2 protein-coding genes are annotated in these 22,158 nt (G+C 72.1%); both read left to right on the forward strand.

Going from position 1 to position 22,158, the window contains the following annotated elements:
* The first annotated feature begins 37 nt into the window (after positions 1–37).
* Positions 38–10,639 carry a type I polyketide synthase gene (locus CYQ11_RS26625; protein ID WP_104651096.1) on the forward strand — a complete coding sequence of 3,534 codons (10,602 nt, stop codon included), beginning with the start codon at positions 38–40 and terminating at the stop codon, positions 10,637–10,639.
* Between the two features lie 28 nt (positions 10,640–10,667).
* Positions 10,668–22,118 (forward strand): type I polyketide synthase, encoded by an 11,451-nt coding sequence (locus CYQ11_RS26630; protein ID WP_243469292.1) that lies wholly within the window; start codon positions 10,668–10,670, stop codon positions 22,116–22,118.
* Positions 22,119–22,158: the final 40 nt, after the last annotated feature.

The raw sequence follows: 22,158 nt of genomic DNA on the forward strand, positions 1-22,158 counted from the left end.
GCGTGACGTGTCGAGTTCCAAGTACGGAGATTTTTTGATGGGGAATGAAGACAAGCTTCGCTATTTCCTCAAGCGAGTGACGGCTGACCTGGAGAAGGCGCACGAGCGCCTGCGCGTCATGGACGCCAGGGACCAGGAGCCGATCGCGATCGTGGGGATGAGCTGCCGGTTCCCCGGCGGGGTGAGCACACCCGAGGAGCTGTGGCAACTGCTTGCCACGGGCGGTGACGGAATTTCCGACTTCCCGGCGGACCGTGGATGGGACCTGGACACGCTGTTCGACCCGGACCCGGACCGCCCCGGCACCAGCTATGTACGGAAGGGCGGGTTCCTTTCCGCGCCCGCCGGATTCGACGCGGAATTCTTCGGCATATCCCCGCGTGAGGCCGTGGCGATGGACCCCCAGCAGCGCATGCTGCTGGAGACCTCCTGGGAGGCGCTGGAGCGGGCGGGCATCGACCCGACGTCCCTGCGCGGCGGCAAGGTCGGCGTCTTCGCCGGAACCAACGGCCAGGACTACGCCGCCCGGCTGGAACGCTCGTCCGACGAGGTCGAGGGCTACCTGATGACCGGTGGCGCGGCCAGCGTCCTGTCGGGCCGGGTCTCGTACACCCTCGGCCTGGAGGGCCCGGCCGTCACGATCGACACGGCCTGCTCGTCGTCGCTCGTCGCGCTGCACCTCGCGGCACAGTCGCTGCGCCAGGGCGAGTGCACCATGGCACTCGCCGGCGGCGTCACCGTGATGGGCACGCCCAGCGTCTTCCTGGAGTTCAGCCGCCAGCGCGGGCTGGCGGCCGACGGCCGCTGCAAGTCCTTCGCGGACGCCGCCGACGGAACCGGCATGGCCGAGGGCGCCGGCGTGCTCCTGCTGGAACGCCTTTCGGACGCCCAGCGGCACGGTCACCCCGTGCTGGCCGTCCTCCGTGGCTCGGCGGTCAACCAGGACGGCGCGTCCAACGGTCTGACCGCGCCCAACGGTCCCGCCCAGCGGCAGGTCATCGAGCAGGCGCTGGCGAACGCACGCCTGTCACCCGAGCAGGTCGACGCCGTGGAGGCCCACGGCACCGCGACCACGCTGGGTGACCCGATCGAGGCGCACGCGTTGCTGGCGACGTACGGCCAGGGCCGCGCGGAGGACCGGCCGCTGTGGCTGGGGTCGGTGAAGTCGAACCTGGGTCACACGCAGGCTGCCGCCGGTGTCGCGGGTGTCATCAAGATGGTGATGGCCATGCGGCACGGCGTGTTGCCGCAGACCCTGCACGTCGACCAGCCGTCCACCAAGGTGGACTGGTCGGCGGGCGCCGTGCGGCTGCTCACCGAGCAGCAGGCCTGGCCGGTGACCGGAGAGGCCCGCCGGGCCGGCGTGTCCGCGTTCGGCGTGAGCGGTACGAACGCGCACGTCATCCTTGAGCAGGCTCCCGCGGCCGAGGAGACGGACGAGCCCACTCCGTACGCCGGACCGGCGGTGCCGTGGGTGCTGTCGGCACGGAACGCCGAGGCGCTGCGGGAACAGGCCGCCCGCCTGGCACCGCTGGCAGCGACCGCTTCCCCGCTCGACGTCGGATACTCCCTCGCGACCACCCGAGCCGCGCTGGAGCACCGCGCGGCAGTCGTGGCCCCCGACCGTGAGGGGATCGCCGCGGGTCTCGCGGCGCTCGCCGCCGGCAGGCCCGCGGCCGGAGTGGTCGAGGGCGTGGCGGGCTCGGGCAAGCTGGCGGTGCTGTTCACCGGCCAGGGCGCCCAGCGCCTGGGCATGGGCCGCGAACTCATCGAGAGCTTCCCGGCGTACGCCGAAGCCTTCGACGCGGTCTGCGCGGAACTGGACCAGTATCTCGACCGGCCGCTGCGCGAGGTGGTGTTCGGCGAGGACGCGGAGTCGCTGGACCGTACGGGCTTCACGCAGCCCGCACTGTTCGCCGTCGAGACCGCGTTGTTCCGCCTCGCCGAGTCGTGGGGGATCACGCCGGACTGCCTCGCCGGTCATTCGATCGGTGAACTGACGGCGGCGCACGTGGCCGGCGTGCTGTCCCTCGCCGACGCCGCGAAGCTGGTCGCGGCGCGTGCCTTGCTGATGCAGGCGCTGCCGGCGGGTGGTGTCATGGTGTCCGTGGCCGCGCCGGAGGCGGACGTACGGGCGGCGACCGACGACACCCACGGCGTATGGGTGGCCGCGGTCAACGGCCCCGAGTCCGTGGTCATCTCCGGTGACGCGGACGCCGTGACCCGGGTCGCGGAGAGCTTCTCGTCGGCGGGGGTGAAGACCAAGCGTCTGCGGGTGAGCCATGCGTTCCACTCGGGTCACATGGACGGGATGCTGGAGAACTTCCGCAAGGTCGCGGCGACCCTCACCTACAACGCGCCGCGCATTCCGGTCGTGTCCAATGTGACGGGCGGCCTGGCGACGGCGGAGGAGTTGTGTGCGCCGGAGTACTGGGTGCGTCATGTGCGGGAGGCTGTCCGTTTCGCGGACGGCATCGCCGCTCTGAGCGCTCAGGGTGTGACGCGGTTCCTGGAGCTGGGTCCGGACGGGACCCTGTCCGCCATGGCACGTGAGTGCCTGCCGGACCCGGCAGCCGTTCTCATGCCGGCCCTGCGTCGTGACAGGCCGGAAGCGGAGTCGCTGCTGTCCGTGCTCGCCACGCTGCACGTTCACGGCGTGGACGTCGACTGGCGCGCGTTCTACGAGGGGAGTGGTGCACGTCGCGTCGACCTTCCCACGTACGCCTTCCAGCACCAGCACTACTGGCCGAAGGACCCCGTCCCCTCGACCGGAGACGTCACCGCGGCGGGCCTCAACGCGACGGACCACCCGCTGCTCGGCGCGGCCATGTCCCTCGCCGACGACGACGGCCTGCTGCTCACCGGACTGCTGTCCCTGCGGACGCACCCCTGGATAGCCGACCACGCCGTGATGGGTGCCCCGCTGCTGCCCGGCACGGCCTTCGTGGAACTCGCCCTCCAGGCCGCCGACCAGGTCGGCTGTGACCGGGTCGAGGAACTCACGCTGGAAGCCCCCCTCGTGCTCCCCGAGCACGGCTCGGTGCAGCTGCAGATCCACGTGAGCACCGCTGACGACAGCGGTCGCTGCGCGTTCACTCTCTACTCCCGTCCCGCCGGGGCCGGGACCGACGAGCCCTGGACCCGGCACGCCGGCGGCTCCCTCGCCAACGGCGCCGTCGCGGGCCCCGCGGCGGAGCTCACGGTGTGGCCCCCGGCGGGAGCCGAGCCGGTCGCGCTCGACGGCCTCTACGACGGCTTCGCCGAGGCCGGTCTGGCCTACGGCCCCGCTTTCCAGGGCCTGCGCGCTGCGTGGCGCCGCGGTGAGGAGACGTACGCCGAGGTCGCGCTGCCGGAGCAGATCGCCTCCGAGGCGACCCGCTTCGGTCTGCACCCGGCCCTGCTGGACGCCGCTCTGCACGCACTCGGCCTCAGCGCCCTGGCCGAGTCCGGCCAGGCCCGCATGCCGTTCGCCTGGGGTGGCGTGTCGCTGCACGCGATCGGCGCCTCCGTCCTTCGCGTCCGCCTCGCCCCTGCCGGTACGGACACCGTTTCGCTGACGGTCGCGGACGGCACCGGGGCCCCGGTCGCCACTGTGGACTCCTTGACTCTGCGGTTGATCACCCGAGAGCAGCTCGCTCATGGGCAGCGGGATTCGTTGTTCGGGGTGGAGTGGCAGTCGTTGGTGTTGGCTGGTGGTGGGGCTCAGGGGTTGGTTGTTGAGTCTGTTGCGTCGCTGGCTGATGTTTCGGGTGCTGGTGGCGTGCCGGATGTTGTGGTGGTGCCGTGTGTGGGTGCTGCTTGTGGTGATGTGGCGTTGGGTGTGCGTGAGGCGTCGGGTCGGGTTCTGGGGTTGGTCCAGGGCTGGCTGGCGGATGAGCGCTTTGCTTCGTCGCGGTTGGTGTTGGTGACGCGTGGTGCTGTCGCTGTTGGTGGCGAGGGTGTTGCGGATCTGGCGCATGCTGCGGTGTGGGGTTTGGTGCGTTCGGCGCAGTCGGAGAACCCGGGCCGTTTCGTCCTGGTGGACGCTGATGAGGAGCTGCCCGCTGATCTGCTGGGGGCGGTGGTTGCTTCTGGCGAGCCGCAGGTTGCGGTGCGTGCCGGTGCGGTGCGTGTGCCGCGTCTGGTGCGGGCCGTGGTTCCTGCTGGTGAGCAGGAGCCTGCTTCCTGGGGTGGCACGGTTTTGATCACTGGTGGTACGGGTGCTTTGGGTGCTGTGGTGGCCCGGCACTTGGTGGCTGCTGGTGGTGTGGAGCGTCTGGTGCTGACGAGCCGGCGTGGTCCGGACGCCCCCGGTGCGGTGGAGCTGCGCGACGAACTGGTCGCCCTGGGTGCTGCTGAGGTGACGATCGCTGCGTGCGATGTCGCTGACCGTGACGACCTGGCCGGTCTCCTGAGCCGGATCGAGCCGCCGCTGTCCGCCGTCGTGCACACGGCCGGCGTCCTCGACGACGGTGTCGTCGAGTCCCTGACCGCCGAGCGCCTGGACACCGTCCTGCGTCCCAAGGTCGATGCCGCGCTGAACCTGCACGAGCTGACCCGCGACCTCGACCTGTCGGCGTTCGTGCTGTTCTCGTCGGCTGCTGGTTTGTTCGGTGCGGCTGGTCAGGGCAACTACGCTGCGGCGAACGCGTTCCTGGACGCTCTCGCTCTCCAGCGTCGCGCTGGCGGTTTGCCTGCGCAGTCTCTTGCCTGGGGCCTGTGGGCGCAGGACGGTGGTATGACGGGTGGGCTGTCCGAGGCGGATGTATCGCGGATGACGCGTGCGGGTCTGCGGCCGTTGTCGGAGGCCGAGGGGCTCGCGTTGCTGGACGCTGCTCGTGCGGTGGACGACGCGGTGCTCGCCCCCATCCACCTCAACACCTCTGTGCTGGCGGGTCAGCCGGAACTGCCGGTGGTGCTTCGTGGTCTGGTGCGTGCGCCTGCGGCCCGTCGTGTCGCCGATGCCGGTCGTGGTCAGGAGTCGGGCCTCAAGGAGCGCCTGCTGGCCACGCCCGAGGCGGACCGCGAACGCGTCCTGCTCGACCTCGTCCGTACCCATGTGGCGGCCGTACTGGGACACGGTTCACCCGACGCGGTCCAGCCCCTGCGTGCGTTCAAGGAAGTCGGTTTCGACTCGCTGACAGCCGTGGAGCTGCGCAACCGCCTGAACGCGGACAGCGGCCTCCGGTTGCCGTCCACTCTGGTCTTCGACCACCCCACGCCGTCCGCCATCGCTGAACTACTCCGGGCCGAACTGCTCGGTGACGACCTCGCCTCGGCCATGCCGGCGCCGGTCTCCTCCTCCGTGGCCGTCGACGACGACCCGATCGTGATCGTCGGCATGAGCTGCCGCTATCCGGGCGGGGTCAACTCGCCGGAGGACCTGTGGGAGCTGGTGGCCTCCGGCGGTGACGGTGTCTCCCCGTTCCCGACCGACCGCGGCTGGGAGCTGGACGGCTTCTTCGACTCCGACCCGGGCCGCTCGGGCACGAGCTATGCGCGCGAGGGCGGCTTCCTCCACGACGCGGCCGAGTTCGACGCGGGCTTCTTCGGTATCTCGCCGCGTGAGGCCCTCGCCATGGACCCGCAGCAGCGTCTGCTGCTGGAGACCTCCTGGGAAGCGCTGGAGCGGGCGGGCATCGACCCGACGTCCCTGCGAGGCAGCCGCACCGGCGTCTTCACCGGCGTGATGTACCACGACTACGGATCCCGGCTCCAGGAGATCCCGGAAGGCCTGGAGGGGTACCTCGGCAACGGCAGCGCGGGCAGCGTCGCCACGGGCCGGATCTCGTACTCGCTGGGCCTGGAAGGGCCTGCGGTCACCGTGGACACGGCGTGCTCGTCGTCCCTCGTGGCCCTCCACTGGGCGGCTCAGTCGCTGCGCCAGGGCGAGTGCACCATGGCCCTCGTCGGCGGTGTCACGGTGCTTTCGACCCCCGGCATCTTCGTGGAGTTCAGCCGTCAGCGCGCCCTGGCGGCCGATGGCCGCTGCAAGTCCTTCGCTGGTGCGGCGGATGGTACGGGTTGGGCTGAGGGTGTGGGCATGCTGCTCGTCGAGCGGCTGTCGGATGCTGAGCGCAATGGCCATCCTGTGTTGGCGGTGGTGCGTGGTTCGGCGGTGAACCAGGATGGTGCGTCGAATGGTTTGACGGCGCCGAATGGTCCGTCGCAGCAGCGGGTGATCCGGCAGGCGCTGGAGAGTGCTGGTCTTGCGCCGGAGCAGGTTGACGCGGTGGAGGCGCACGGTACGGGTACGACGCTGGGCGACCCGATCGAGGCGCAGGCCCTGCTGGCGACCTACGGCAAGAAGCGCGCCGAGGGTCAGCCGCTGTGGCTGGGTTCGGTGAAGTCCAACATCGGTCACACGCAGGCCGCCGCCGGTGTCGCAGGAATCATCAAGATGGTGATGGCGATGCGGCACGGTGTGCTGCCGAAGACACTGCACGTGGACGAGCCGTCGCCGCACGTGGATTGGAGCGCGGGCGCTGTCGAGCTGCTGACCGAGGCGGTGGAGTGGCCGGAGACCGGCGAGCCCCGTCGTGCCGGCGTGTCCTCCTTCGGCATCAGCGGCACCAACGCGCACGTCATCATCGAGCAGGCTCCGGCAGTGACCGAAGAGGCCACTGCTCCGGACACTGATTCGGCCGTGCCGTGGGTGCTGTCCGCTCGGAGCGCCGAGGCCCTGCGCGAGCAGGCTGGGCTCCTTGCGTCGTCGGTGAAGGACGGGTCCGGCTCGTCCCGCCTGGACGTCGGCTACTCCCTGGCGACCTCGCGCGCGATGCTGGAGCACCGGGCGGCGGTGGTCGCGGCTGACCGTGAGGGTGCTGTGGCGGCGCTGTTGGCGCTCGCCTCCGGCGCCTCCGCGCCGGGTGTGGTCGAGGGCGTGGCGGACATGCGCAAGCTGGCGGTGTTGTTCACCGGTCAGGGTGCTCAGCGTCTGGGGATGGGCCGCGAACTCCACGCGCGCTTCCCGGTGTTCGCTGAGGCGTTCGATGCGGTTTGTGCGGAGCTGGATCGTCATCTCGATCGGCCGCTGCGCGAGGTCGTGTTCGGTGAGGACGCGGAGCTGCTGGACCGTACGGGCTTCACGCAGCCCGCTCTGTTCGCTGTGGAGGTGGCGCTTTTCCGGTTGGTGGAGTCGTGGGGTGTCACGCCTGACTTCGTTGCGGGCCACTCCATCGGTGAGCTGACGGCCGCCCATGTGGCGGGTGTGTTGTCGCTTGCGGATGCTGCGGTGTTGGTGGCGGCGCGGGCGCGGTTGATGCAGGCGTTGCCGTCGGGTGGTGCGATGGTGTCGGTGGCGGCGCCGGAGGCGGATGTCCTGGCTGCTGTCGAGGGCGTCACGGGTGTGTCGGTGGCCGCGGTCAACGGGCCGTCGTCCGTGGTGGTGTCCGGTGACGAGGATGCCGTGCTGCGTCTGGCCGGCACGCTTGCCGAGTCCGGTGTGAAGACGAAGCGTCTGCGGGTGAGCCATGCGTTCCACTCGGGTCACATGGACGGGATGCTGGAGGAGTTCGGGAAGGTCGCGGCGACCCTCACCTACCACGCGCCGCGTATTCCGGTCGTCTCCAATGTGACGGGTGCGACGGCCGAGGAGCTGTGTGCGCCGGAGTACTGGGTGCGTCATGTGCGGGAGGCTGTCCGTTTCGCGGATGGCATCGCGGCTCTGAGCGCCCAGGGTGTGACGCGGTTCCTGGAGCTGGGTCCGGACGGGACGCTGTCCGCGATGGCACGTGAGTGCGTCTCTGAGGACGCGCTGCTCGTCCCGGCTCTGCGTCGTGACCGGTCGGAGGAGCAGGCGCTGCTGTCCGCGCTCTCCACGCTGCACGTTCACGGTACGGACGTCGACTGGTGCGCGTTCTACGAGGGGACCGGCGCCCGCCGCGTCGACCTCCCCACCTACGCCTTCCAGCACCAGCGCTACTGGCTGGACGCCACGAAGGCGGCCGGCGACGTCACGTCGGCCGGTCTGTCCTCGGCCGAACACCCGCTGCTGGGTGCTGCTGTGCGGCTCGCAGAGGGTGACGGTCACCTGTTCACCGGACGGCTCGGCGTGGACACGCACGCCTGGCTCGCCGACCACACCGTCTCCGACGTCATCGTGGTCCCGGGCACGGCGATCCTCGAAATCGCCGTGCGCGCGGGTGACCAGGCCGGATGCCGTTCAGTGGAGGAGCTGACCCTGGAGGCTCCGCTCGTACTGCCTGAGCGGGGAGCGGTCCAGGTCCAGGTGTCCGTTTCCGCAGTCGAAGACGGCGGGCGCTGCGCGTTCGCGCTCTACTCCCGCCCGGAAGGCGCGGGAACGGACACACCGTGGACGCGTCACGCCAGCGGAACTCTGGCTGCGGGCGACACCGCGCCGGTGGCCGGCCTCGTGGTGTGGCCGCCGGAGAACGCGGAGGCTGTCGACATCGAGGGCCTGTACGAGCGTTTCGCGGCGGCCGGCCTGACGTACGGCCCGACGTTCCAGGGGCTGCGTGCGGTGTGGCGGCGCGGCGAGGAGACGTACGCCGAGGTCGCGCTGTCTGAGACGGCCGCTTCCGAGGCCCGTCTCTTCGGTCTGCACCCGGCTCTCCTGGACTCCGCGCTGCACGCCATGGCGGCAGGCGACTCGAACGATTCCGCTCAGGCGCATCTGCCGTTCTCCTGGAGTGGCGTGTCGCTGCATGCGACAGGTGCCTCGGTTCTCCGCGTGGCGCTATCGCCTGCCGGAACGGATGCGGTGTCGCTGACTGTCGCCGATGGAACGGGACAGCCGGTCGCATCCGTCGATGCACTGACGATTCGCCCGCTCTCCGTGGAGCAGCTTCGTGCGGCGGCTGAGCCCCAGCAGGACTCCCTGTTCGGGGTGGAGTGGCAGTCGTTGGTGTTGGCTGGTGGTGGGGCTCAGGGGTTGGTTGTTGAGTCTGTTGCGTCGCTGGCTGATGTTTCGGGTGCTGGTGGTGTGCCGGATGTTGTGGTGGTGCCGTGTGTGGGTGCTGCTTGTGGTGATGTCGCGTTGGGGGTGCGTGGGGCGGCTGAGCGGGCCTTGGGGTTGGTTCAGGGTTGGCTGGCCGATGAGCGGTTTGTTTCGTCGCGGTTGGTGTTGGTGACGCGTGGTGCTGTCGCTGTTGGTGGCGAGGGTGTTGCGGATCTGGCGCATGCTGCGGTGTGGGGTTTGGTGCGTTCGGCTCAGTCGGAGAACCCGGGCCGTTTCGTCCTGGTGGACGCTGATGGTGACCTGCCCGCTGATCTGCTGGGGGCGGTGGTTGCTTCTGGCGAGTCGCAGGTTGCGGTGCGTGCCGGTGCGGTGCGTGTGCCGCGTCTCGTGCGGGCCGTGGTTCCCGCCGGTGAGCAGGAGCCTGCTTCCTGGGGTGGCACGGTTCTGATCACTGGTGGTACCGGTGCTCTCGGTGCTGAGGTGGCCCGGCACTTGGTGGGCGGGCACGGCGTAGAGCGTCTGGTGCTGACGAGCCGGCGTGGTCCGGACGCCCCCGGGGCAGTGGAGCTGCGCGACGAACTGACTGCGTTGGGTGCTGAGGTAGAGGTCGTGGCGTGTGATGCGGCCGACCGGGAGGCGCTTGCGGAGCTTTTGGGCTCGCTCGATTCTCCGCTGTCTGCTGTGATTCACACGGCCGGTGTCCTGGACGACGGTGTGGTCGAGTCCCTGACCGCCGAGCGCTTGGACACCGTCCTGCGTCCCAAGGTGGATGCTGCGCTGAACCTGCACGAGCTGACGCGTGACCTCGACCTGTCGGCGTTCGTGCTGTTCTCGTCGGCTGCTGGTTTGTTCGGTGCGGCTGGTCAGGGTAATTACGCCGCGGCGAACGCGTTCTTGGACGCTCTTGCTCTTCAGCGCCGTGCTGAGGGTCTGCCTGCGCAGTCTCTTGCCTGGGGCCTGTGGGCGCAGGACGGTGGTATGACGGGTGGGCTGTCCGAGGCGGATGTATCGCGGATGACGCGTGCGGGTCTGCGGCCGTTGTCGGAGGCCGAGGGGCTCGCGTTGCTGGACGCTGCTCGTGCGGTGGACGACGCGGTGCTGGCTCCCATTCACCTCAACACCTCTGTGCTGGCGGGTCAGCCGGATCTGCCGGTGGTGCTTCGTGGTCTGGTGCGTGCGCCTGCGGTCCGTCGTGTCGCCGATGCCGGTCGTGGTCAGGAGTCGGGGCTCAAGGAGCGCCTGCTCGCGACGCCCGAGGCGGATCGCGAACGCCTCCTCCTCGACCTCGTCCGTACGCGGGCCGCTGCCGTCCTCGGGCACACCAGCCAGGACGCGCTCGCGCCTCGGGCAGGCTTCCTCGACACGGGCTTCGACTCGCTCACGGCCGTCGAGCTGCGCAACAGTCTCGGTTCCGCGACGGGGCTGCGGCTGCCGTCGACGCTGCTGTTCGACTACCCGACGCCCCTCGCCCTCGCGCAGCACCTGCGCGAGCAGCTCTTTCCGAACGCCGGCGGTGCCGCCGACGTCGATCCCGAAGAGGCCGAGCTGCGGGCGGCGCTGGCGTCCATTCCGGTCAGCCGGTTCAGGCAGGCCGGTCTGCTGGACGTACTGCTTCAGCTTGCGCAGCCCGAGTCCGAGATCGAGGAAGTCCACGAGACCGGTGTGACGGGCCTCGACCTCATTGATGAATTGAACGTGGAAAGCCTCGTGCAGCGGGCACTGGGCGATGCCCAGTCGTGAAACAGGCGTGCCAGTTGCGGAGGATAAAGTGAGCACACCCACCGAAAAGATCGTCGAGGCCCTGCGCGCCTCTCTGAAGGAAAACGAGCGGCTGCGGCAGCAGAACCAGCAGCTCGCCAAGATATCGACGGAGCCCATCGCCATCGTGGGGATGAGCTGCCGCTACCCGGGCGGCGTCGACTCGCCCGACGCCCTGTGGGAGCTCCTTGCCGCGGGCGGCGACGGAGTGGCGGAATTCCCCACCGACCGCGGCTGGGACCTCGAAAGGCTCCGGGACCCCGACCTGGAGCGGCCGGGCTCGAGCACCACGTACGAGGGAGGGTTCCTCGACGGCGCGGCGAAGTTCGACGCCGAGTTCTTCGGCATCTCGCCGCGCGAGGCCATGGCCATGGACCCGCAGCAGCGGCTGCTGCTGGAGGCCTCCTGGGAGGCGTTCGAGCGGGCGGGCATCGACCCGCTGGGCCTGCACGGCAGCAAGGTCGGCGTCTACGCCGGTCTCATGTACCACGACTACGCCGGTCTCGTGGAGCGCACACCGGGCGGCGGCGACGGCTTCCTCGGCAACGGCAGCGCCGGCAGCGTGCTCTCGGGCCGGGTGGCGTACACCTTCGGTCTTGAGGGGCCGGCCGTCACCGTCGACACGGCGTGCTCGTCGTCCCTGGTGACCCTGCACCTGGCCTGCCAGGCGCTGCGCCGTGGCGACTGCTCCATGGCCCTGGCCGGCGGCGTCACCGTGATGTCGACGCCGGGCGCGTTCGTGGAGTTCAGCCGCCAGGGCGGTCTCGCGGCGGACGGTCGTTGCAAGGCGTTCTCCGACTCCGCCGACGGTACGGGCTGGGCCGAGGGCGTCGGCATGCTGCTCGTCGAGCGCCTCTCCGACGCCCGCCGCAACGGCCACCCCGTGCTGGCGATCATCCGCGGTTCCGCCGTGAACCAGGACGGCGCGAGCAGCGGCCTGACCGCGCCGAACGGCCCCTCGCAGCAGCGGGTCATCCGGCAGGCGCTGGAAAGCGCGCAGTTGGCTCCCGAGCAGGTTGATGCGGTGGAGGCGCACGGTACGGGTACGACTCTGGGTGACCCGATCGAGGCGCAGGCGCTGCTGGCGACGTACGGCCAGGGTCGTGCGGAGGGCCGGCCGCTGTGGCTGGGGTCGGTGAAGTCGAACCTGGGTCACACGCAGGCCGCTGCCGGTGTCGCTGGTGTCATCAAGATGGTCATGGCCATGCGCCACGGGGTCCTGCCGCGAACCCTCCACGTCGACCAGCCGTCCGCGAAGGTCGACTGGTCGGCAGGTGCAGTCGAGCTGCTCACCGAGGCGGTGGAGTGGCCGGCGACCGGTGAGCCTCGCCGGGCGGGCGTCTCGGCGTTCGGTGTGAGCGGTACGAACGCGCACGTCATCCTTGAGCAGGCCCCGGCCGTCGAGGCGAAGGACGCACCCGCTGCGGACGGCGGCTCGTCGGTGCCGTGGGTGCTGTCGGCCCGCAGCGCTGAGGCGTTGCGCGCGCAGGCACAGCGACTGGCCGCCTTCGTCGAGTCCACGCCGGACGCGACCGTGCCGGATACGGGCTACTCGCTCGCCACGACGCGGGCCGCTCTGGAGCACCGGGCGGCGGTGGTGGCGGCTGACCGTGAGGGTGCCCTGGCCGCGCTGTCCGCGCTGGCCTCCGGCGCCTCCGCAGCCGGTGTGGTCGAGGGCACGGGCCGTGACGGCCGACTGGCGGTGTTGTTCACCGGTCAGGGTGCTCAGCGTCTGGGGATGGGCCATGAGTTGTACGGTCGTTTCCCGGTGTTCGCGGAAGCCTTTGACGCTGTCTGTGCGGAGCTGGATCGTCATCTCGATCGGCCGCTGCGTGAGGTGGTGTTCGGTGAGGACGCGGAGGTGTTGGACCGTACGGGCTTCACGCAGCCGGCGCTCTTCGCCGTCGAGGTGGCGCTTTTCCGGTTGGTGGAGTCGTGGGGTGTCACGCCCGACTTCGTCGCGGGCCACTCCATCGGTGAGCTGACGGCCGCCCATGTGGCGGGTGTGTTGTCGCTTGCGGATGCTGCGGTGTTGGTGGCGGCGCGGGCGCGGTTGATGCAGGCGTTGCCGTCGGGTGGTGCGATGGTGTCGGTCACCGCTTCAGAGGAGACGGTACTGGCGGCACTTGACGGTGTTGGCGGTGTGTCGGTGGCCGCGGTCAACGGGCCGTCGTCCGTGGTGGTGTCCGGTGACGAGGATGCCGTGCTGCGTCTGGCCGGCACGCTTGCCGAGTCCGGTGTGAAGACGAAGCGTCTGCGGGTGAGCCATGCGTTCCACTCGGGTCACATGGACGGGATGCTGGAGGAGTTCGGGAAGGTCGCGGCGACCCTCACCTACCACGCGCCGCGTATTCCGGTCGTCTCCAATGTGACGGGTGCGACGGCCGAGGAGCTGTGTGCGCCGGAGTACTGGGTGCGTCATGTGCGGGAGGCTGTCCGTTTCGCGGATGGCATCGCGGCTCTGAGCGCCCAGGGTGTGACGCGGTTCCTGGAGCTGGGTCCGGACGGGACGCTGTCCGCGATGGCACGTGAGTGCGTCTCTGAGGACGCGCTGCTCGTCCCCGCTCTGCGTCGTGACCGGTCGGAGGAGCAGGCGCTGCTGTCCGCGCTCTCCACGCTGCACGTTCACGGTACGGACGTCGACTGGTGCGCGTTCTACGAGGGGACCGGCGCCCGCCGCGTCGACCTCCCCACCTACGCCTTCCAGCACCGGCACTACTGGCCCAAGCCGTCCGACATCCGTCCGGAGGGAGTGTCCTCCGCCGGGCTCGCGCCGGTGGATCACCCCCTGCTGGGGGCCGCCGTGATGCTGGCCGGGAGCGACGGGGCGGTCCTGACGGGCAGGTTGTCCCTGGGCGCGCAGCCGTGGCTGGCCGATCACGCGATGGGGGAGTCGGTCCTGCTGCCCGGCACGGCCTTCGTGGAACTGGCTGTCCGGGCCGGTGACATGGCGGGTTGCGACGAGGTGGAGGAGCTGACCATCGAGGCGCCGCTCGTCCTGCCCGACGACCGCTCGGTCCAGGTGCAGCTCGTGGTCGGCGCGGCCGGCGACGCGGGGCGGCGGTCCCTGGACATCTACTCCCGGCCCGTTCCGGAGACGCCCCAGCCGGTGCTCCTGGACGCCTCGCAGGGTGACGACTGGACGCGTCACGCCACCGGTGTGCTCGCACCCTCGGGGCGCGACCCGCACGAAGCCGAGTCCGACCCGGCCATGCAGGTGTGGCCGCCGCAGGACGCCGTGACGGTGCCCACCGAGGGCGCGTACGAGTCGCTCGCCGAGAACGGGTACACCTACGGCCCCGCGTTCCGTGGGCTGCGCGGCGTGTGGCGGCGCGGCACCGAGGTCTTCGCGGAGGTCGCCCTGCCGGAGGAGACCCAAGCCGACGCGCGGGCGTTCGGCCTGCACCCGGCCCTGCTCGACGCCACCCTGCACGCGATCGGCCTCGGGGGCGTCCTCGAGTCGCCGTCCGACGACACGGGCCGGGCACGGTTGCCGTTCTCCTGGCGCGGCGTCTCGCTCCAGGCGTTGGGCGCTTCCGTGGTGCGGGCGCGGCTGTCCCCGGCGGGTACCGACGCCGTGTCCCTGGCGCTGGTGGACGGCAGTGGCCGCCCGGTGATCCGTGTCGATGAGCTGACCCTGCGGGCCGTGGAGGTCGACAAGCTCCAAGCGGGCGGTGCCGCCGTCCGTGACTCGCTGTTTCGGCTCGACTGGGTTCCCCTGCGGACGTCTGCGACGAGCCAGGACCAGGCTCGGGGCTGGGCCGTGCTCGGGCACGACGACCTCGGTACCTCCGCGGAGGCCTACGCCGACCTGGACGCCCTCCGGGCCGGGATCGACGCCGGTCACGCTCCCGGCGTGGTGCTGGTGCCCACCTTCGGTGACGGCGACGCCGATGTGGCGTCGGGCGTGCGCGAGGCGACCGAGCGGGCCCTGGGGCTGGTACAGGCATGGCTGGCCGATGAGCGGTTCGTCTCGTCGCGCCTGGTCTTCGTCACCCGTGGGGCGGTGGCCGCGGACGACGGTGAGGACGTGACCGACCTCGCCCGCGCCGCGGTGTGGGGCCTGGTGCGTTCGGCGCAGTCGGAGAACCCGGGCCGGTTCGTCCTGCTGGACGTCGATGGCGAGCCGCCCGCCGGTCTGCTGGAGTCGGTCCTCGCCACCGACGAGCCGCAGGTCGCGGTGCGGGCCGGTGCGGCCCGTGTGCCCCGGCTCGTGCGGGCCGTGGTTCCCACTGTCGAGCAGGAGCCCGTCTCCTGGGGCGGGTCCGTCCTGATCACCGGGGGTACCGGTGCTCTCGGTGCTGTGGTGGCCCGGCACTTGGTGGCTGCTGGTGGTGTGCAGCGTCTGGTGCTGACGAGCCGGCGTGGTCCGGACGCCCCCGGTGCGGTGGAGCTGCGCGACGAACTGGTCGCCCTGGGTGCTGCCGAGGTGACGATCGCTGCGTGCGATGTCGCTGACCGTGACGACCTGGCCGGGCTCCTGAGCCGGATCGAGCCGCCGCTGTCCGCCGTCGTGCACACGGCCGGCGTCCTCGACGACGGTGTCGTCGAGTCCCTGACCGCCGAGCGCCTGGACACCGTCCTGCGTCCCAAGGTCGATGCCGCGCTGAACCTGCACGAGCTGACGCGCGACCTCGACCTGTCGGCGTTCGTGCTGTTCTCGTCGGCCGCGGGCATCGTCGGTGCGGCGGGACAGGCCAACTACGCGGCCGCCAACGCGTTCCTGGACGCCGTCGCGCACCACCGTCGCGCCCTCGGTCTGCCCGGACAGTCCCTCGCCTGGGGGCTGTGGACCCAGACCAGCGGCGTCACCGAGCAGCTGACGAGCACCGACATCGACCGGATGGCACGTACCGGGGCCGAGGCGCTCTCGAACGAGGAGGGCCTCGCCCTGCTCGACGCCGCCGGGGCCACGGACGCGGCGCTCCTCGTGCCCATGCGGCTGGCCGTGGCACGGCTGCGCGCCCGGAGCGGCGACGTACCGCCGCTGCTGCGGGCCCTGGTCGGCACGCGCGGTCGCCGCGTGTCCGAAGCCGGTGGCGCCCCCGAGCGGCGGCGCTTCGCCGGGCTGCCCGCAGCCGAACTGGAGCGCGCGCTCGTGGACCTGGTGTGCGGCGACGTCGCGACCGTCCTCGGGCACGGCTCCGCGAGCGAGGTCGCGGCCGAGCGCTCCTTCCGGGACCTGGGCTTCGACTCGCTGACCGCCGTCGAGCTCCGCAACCGCCTGAACACGGCCACCGGCCTCCGGCTGCCCGCCACGCTGATCTTCGACTACCCCACGCCGGTCGCCCTCGCCAGGCACCTGACCGCCGAACTGGCGGAGACCGGCCCCGGCACACCCGACGGGACGGCCGCGTCGCAGGCCCCGGTCGCCGACGACCCGATCGCCATCGTCGGCATGAGCTGCCGCTACCCCGGCGGCGTCGCCTCTCCCGAGGAGCTGTGGCAGCTGGTCGCGGCGGGCGGCGACGCCGTATCGCCGTTCCCCACCGACCGCGGCTGGGACCTGGAGGCGCTGTACCACCCGGACCCCGACCACGTGGGGACGAGCTACGCCCGCGACGGCGGGTTCCTGCACGACGCGGCCGACTTCGACGCTGGTTTCTTCGGCATCGCCCCGCGTGAGGCCCTCGCCATGGACCCGCAGCAGCGCCTGCTGCTGGAGACCTCCTGGGAGGCCTTCGAGCGGGCGGGCGTCGACCCGCACTCCGTGCGCGGCGAGCGCGTCGGCGTGTTCGCGGGCGTCATGGGTCAGGACTACGCCGCCCGGTTCACCCAGGCACCCGAGTCCGTCGAGGGCCAGCTGGGCAGCGGAAACGCCGGCAGCGTCGTCTCCGGCCGGATCTCCTACACCTTCGGCCTGGAAGGCCCCGCGGTGTCCCTGGACACCGCCTGCTCCTCGTCGCTGGTGGCGCTGCACCTGGCGGCACAGTCGCTGCGGCAGGGCGAGTGCACCATGGCCCTCGTCGGCGGTGTCACGGTGATGTCCACCCCGGTCGGATTCGTGGAGTTCAGCCGTCAGCGCGGCCTCGCGCCCGACGGCCGCTGCAAGGCGTTCGCCGGTGCGGCGGACGGTACGGGCTGGGCCGAGGGCGTGGGCATGCTGCTCGTCGAGCGGCTCTCCGACGCCCGTCGCAACGGTCACCCCGTGCTGGCCGTGGTGCGTGGTTCGGCGGTGAACCAGGATGGTGCGTCGAATGGTCTGACGGCGCCCAATGGTCCGTCGCAGCAGCGGGTGATCCGGCAGGCGCTGGCCAACGCTGGTCTGTCCGCTGCTGATGTGGACGCGGTGGAGGCACACGGTACGGGTACGACACTGGGCGACCCGATCGAGGCGCAGGCCCTGCTGGCCACCTACGGCCAGGGACGCGCGGAGGGCCGGCCGCTGTGGCTGGGCTCGGTGAAGTCCAACATCGGTCACACGCAGGCCGCCGCCGGTGTCGCAGGCATCATCAAAATGGTGATGGCGATGCGGCACGGGGTGCTCCCGCGGACCCTGCACGTCGACGAGCCGTCGCCGCACGTCGACTGGAGCGCGGGCGCCGTCGAGCTGCTGACCGAGCAGAAGACCTGGCCCGAGAAGAAGGACCTGCGCCGGGCCGCCGTGTCCGCGTTCGGCGTGAGCGGCACGAACGCCCACGTCATCTTGGAGCAGGCCCCCGAGGCCACCGAGGAGACGGCCCGGCCGGACGTCGCTCCCATGGTCCCGTGGGTGCTGTCGGCCCGCAGCGCCGAGGCGCTGCGGGAGCAGGCCGGACGCCTGGCGGCGGCTGCCAAGGGCGAGCCCGCCCTGTCCTCCGTGGACGTGGGCTACGCGCTGGCGACGTCGCGGGCCGCCCTGGAACACCGTGCGGCCGTCGTGGCGCCGGACCGGGACCGGCTGGTGGCCGCGCTGTCGGCCGTGGCCGCTGGTGAGAGCGCCGTTCCGGGCGTGGTCCGGGGCGTGGCGGGCGCGGGCAAGCTGGCGGTGCTGTTCACCGGCCAGGGCGCCCAGCGCCTGGGCATGGGCCGCGAACTCCACGCGCGCTTCCCGGCGTTCGCGGAGGCCTTCGACGCCGTCTGCGCGGAACTGGACCGGCACCTCGACCGGCCGCTGCGCGAGGTGGTGTTCGGCGACGACGCGGAGCTGCTGGACCGTACGGGCTTCACGCAGCCCGCGCTGTTCGCCCTGGAGACCGCGCTGTTCCGCCTCGCCGAGTCCTGGGGCATCGAGCCGGACTACCTGGCCGGACACTCCGTCGGCGAGCTGACGGCGGCCCACGTGGCCGGTGTGCTCTCCCTGGAGGACGCCGCCACCCTGGTGGCGGCGCGGGCCCGCCTGATGCAGGCCCTGCCGTCCGGTGGTGCGATGGTGTCGGTCGCCGCGTCCGAGGAGGACGTGCGTGCGGCCGTCGACGGCACCTCCGGCGTGTGGATCGCGGCGGTCAACGGCCCCGCCTCCGTGGTGCTGTCGGGGGACCGGGACGCCGTCACGGCCGTCGCCGCCCAGCTGGCGGCGACTGGGGTCAAGACGACCGCGCTGCGCGTCAGCCACGCCTTCCACTCGGGCCACATGGACGGCATGCTCGACGATTTCCGCCGCGTGGCCGAAGGCCTCGCCTACGGGACGCCGCGCATCGCGGTGGTGTCGAACGTGACGGGAGCCCCGGCGGAGGCCGGCGAGCTCGGTTCTGCCGAGTACTGGGTGCGGCACGTGCGGGAGGCCGTACGGTTCGCGGACGGCATCGCCGCCCTGGAGGCCCGGGGGGTGACCCGCTTCCTGGAGCTGGGCCCCGACGGAGTCCTCACGGCCATGGCGCGCGGCTGCCTCGCCGAGGACGGCGCGGCGCTCCTCGTCCCCGGCCTGCGACGCGACCGGCCGGAAGCCGAGACGCTGCTGATGGCGGTGTCCACGCTGCACGTCCACGGCGTGACCGTCGGCTGGCGGGCGTTCTACGAGGGGACCGGCGCCCGCGGCGTCGACCTCCCCACCTACGCCTTCCAGCGCCGCCGCTACTGGCTCGACGCCTCCAAGGGCGCCGGCGACGTCTCGTCGGCCGGCCTCGCCCCCGCCGGTCACGCCCTGCTGGGTGCCGCGATCGGAGTGGCGGAGTCGGACACGTACCTCTTCTCGGGCCGACTGGGACTCGACACCCACCCGTGGCTCGCCGACCACACCGTGGCCGGCACGGTGCTGCTGCCCGGCACCGCCTTCGTCGACATGGCGGTCCGCGCCGGCGACGAGGCCGGCTGCCACCGCGTCGAGGAACTCATGCTCGAAGCGCCGCTGGTGCTGCCGGAACGCGGCGGCGTCCAGGTCCAGATGGCCGTCGGCGCCGCCGACGCGTCGGGCCGGCGCACCCTCACCGTGCACTCGCGCACCGAGGGCACCGAGTGGACGCGGCACGCCGGAGGCGTCCTCGCCCCCGGCGCGCAGAAGGCCCCGGACGACCTGACGGTCTGGCCCCCGCAGGGCGTCGTCGAGGCCGACCTCGAAGGCCACTACGACCGTCTGGAGGAGACCGGCCTCGGCTACGGCCCCGCCTTCCGCGGGCTCAGCCGGGTCTGGACGGGCGCCGGCGAGGTCTTCGCCGAGGTGACCCTGGACCGGGCCGACGGGCCGCAGCCCGACGGCTTCGCCCTGCACCCCGCGCTGCTCGACGCCACCTTGCACGCGATCGGGCTCGGCGAGCTCGTCGCGGACACCGGCCGGGCCCGGCTCCCGTTCGCCTGGACCGGCGTCCAGCTGCACGCCTCCGGCGCCACCACCCTGCGCGTGCGCTTCGCCTCGCAGGGCGGGGACGCCGTCTCCCTGACCGCGGCCGACGAGCACGGCCGGCCGGTGGCCTCCGTGGACTCGCTGACGCTGCGCCCCCTGGCCCCCGGTCAACTGGCCGGTGCCCGAAGGGATGCGCTCTTCGAGATGGCATGGACGGCGGCCGGTCCGCAGGCGCCCGCGGCACCCTCCGGCCCGTGGGCGGTCCTGGGCGCCGACGGGCTGGGGCTGGGTGACGCGCTGACGGCCACCGGCACGGCGGCCCGGGCCTATCCCGACCTGACCGCGCTCGGCGCGGCGGTCGCCTCCGGTGACGCCGTCCCCGACGTGGTGCTGGCGCCCTGCGACCCGGCGCCGGAGGCCTCCGGCGACGCCGTGCGCGGCGCTGCCCGGCAGGCCCTGGAACTGCTCCAGACGTGGCTCGCCGACGAGCGCTTCGGCTCCTCCCGGCTCGTCCTGGTGACGCGCGGCGCCCTCGCCGCCGTCGACGGCGAGACGGTGCCGGACCTCGTCCACGCCCCCCTGTGGGGCCTGGCACGCTCCGCCCAGTCGGAGAACCCCGACCGCCTGGTGATGCTCGACGTGGACGCGACGGCGGCCCCGGACACCGCTGCCGTCCTCGCGGCGGTGGCTTCCGGCGAGCCGCAGGCCGCGGTGCGCGACGGGCAGGTGCTGGTGCCGCGGCTGGCCCGGGCGGGCACGGCCGGCACGCGGGAGCGGGCGCTCGACCCGGACGGCACCGTCCTGGTCACCGGCGGCACCGGCACGCTCGGCGCCCTGGTGGCCCGGCACCTGGTGACCGAGCACGGCGTACGGAACCTGCTGCTGACCAGCCGTCGCGGGCTCGCCGCGGACGGCGCGGCCGGAACCGTCGCCGAACTCTCCGCGCTGGGCGCGACCGTCACGGTCGAGGCCTGCGACGCCGCCGACCGCGTGGCGCTCGCCGCGCTCCTGGACGCCGTCCCCGCCGACCGGCCCCTGACCGGTGTGGTGCACGCGGCCGGTGTCCTCGACGACGGCGTCCTTCCCGCGCTCACCCCCGAGCGCGTGGACGCCGTCCTGCGGCCCAAGGCCGACGCGGCGCTCAACCTCCACGAGCTCACCCGGGGCCGCGACCTGTCGGCCTTCGTGCTGTTCTCCTCGGCGGCCGGTGTGCTCGGCGCGGCAGGTCAGGGCAACTACGCGGCAGCCAACACCTTCCTCGACGCCCTGGCACAGCACCGGCGGGCGCTGGGGCTGCCCGGCGTCTCCCTGGCATGGGGAGCGTGGGCGGAGACCAGTGCCATGACCGGCACGCTCGACGAGGCGGACGAGGAACGGCTCTCCCGGGCGGGCATGGCCCCGCTCGCCTCCCACGAGGGCCTCGCCCTGTTCGACGCCGGCCTCACCGGCGACCGGGCACTCCTCGTGCCGGCCAAGCTCGACGTCACGGCGCTGCGCGAGCAGTCCTGGCCCGCCGGCGTGCCGGCGGTGCTGCGCGGCCTCGTACGGACCCCGGCACGGCGCGCGCTGGAGGCGGACCGGGGTGAGGCGGGCGCGCTGCGGCGGCGCCTGGCCGCGCTCCCCGCGCACGAGTGGGACGCCGTCCTGCTGGAGGCCGTCCGCACCCAGGCGGCGGTCGTGCTCGGACACGCGTCCGTCGACGAGGTGCAGGCCGGTGTGACGTTCCTGGAGTCCGGGTTCAACTCACTGACAGCGGTGGAACTGCGCAACGCCCTCAACGCCGTCACCGGCCTGCGGCTGCCGCCCACGGTCGTCTTCGACCAGGCGACCCCGGGAGCGCTGGTGGCGCACCTGCGGGCACGCCTGGCGGAGGACGGCGTCGGCACGCCGGCCACCCCGGCCCCGGCGGCGGAGACCGGCGCGGGGGACACCGCTCCCGTCACCATCGCCGGGCTGTACAAGAAGGCGGGCGAGGAAGGGAAGATCATCGAAGCGATGCAGTTGGGCATCGCCGCCTCTACCATCAGTCCGCAGTTCGCCTCCCCCGCCGACGTGGGGACGCTCCCGGACCCCATCCGGCTGGCCCGCGGCGAGAAGCGTCCCGTGCTGCTCTGCTTCCCGTCGTTCAGCGCCACGTCGGGCTCCCACGAGTACGCGCGGTTCGCCGCGGCGTTCCGCGGCAGCCGCGAGGTGCACGTCCTTCCGGAGCCCGGGTTCGCCCCGGGCGAGAAGCTGCCGCAGTCCGTGGAGGCACTGGCGGCCGTCCAGGCGGAGGCGGCGCTCGCCTGCGCCGCCGGTGAGCCCTTCGTCCTCGTCGGCCGCTCGGCGGGCGGCTGGATCGCCCACGCGGTGGCCGCCCGGCTCGAGGAGCTCGGCAGTCCCGCGACGGCCCTGGTCCTGGCCGACAGCTACGCCGTCTCCGGCGCCATGGGGACGGAGCTGACGTCGGCGATGATGGGCGGAGTGCTCCGGCGCGACGGCACGTACTCGTCCATCACCGACCTCACGGTCACCGCGATGGGCGGCTACAACCGGATCTTCGCGCAGTGGGAGGCCCAGCCGATCGGGACGCGGACCCTGTTCCTGCAGGCGGCGGACCCGTTCGCGGAGGACCTGCGCGACCTGCCCAGCGAGGCCTGGCGCGCCCAGTGGAACCTGCCGGCCACCCTCGTCGAGGTGCCGGGGGACCACTTCACGGTCCTGGAGGACCACTCGGAGACGACCGCCCGGGCGGTCGAGGACTGGCTGGACACCCTGGCGTGACCTGCCGCCGGCCGTAGCCGAACGACGTGGCCCGCGCCTT

It is taken from the genome of Streptomyces cinnamoneus, assembly GCF_002939475.1.
Taxonomy (GTDB): domain Bacteria; phylum Actinomycetota; class Actinomycetes; order Streptomycetales; family Streptomycetaceae; genus Streptomyces; species Streptomyces cinnamoneus_A.

Coding starts and splice junctions, on each gene's coding strand:
- CYQ11_RS26625 (WP_104651096.1), top strand. CDS start 38: ATGGGGAATGAAGACAAGCTTCGCTATTTCCTCAAGCGAGTGACGGCT.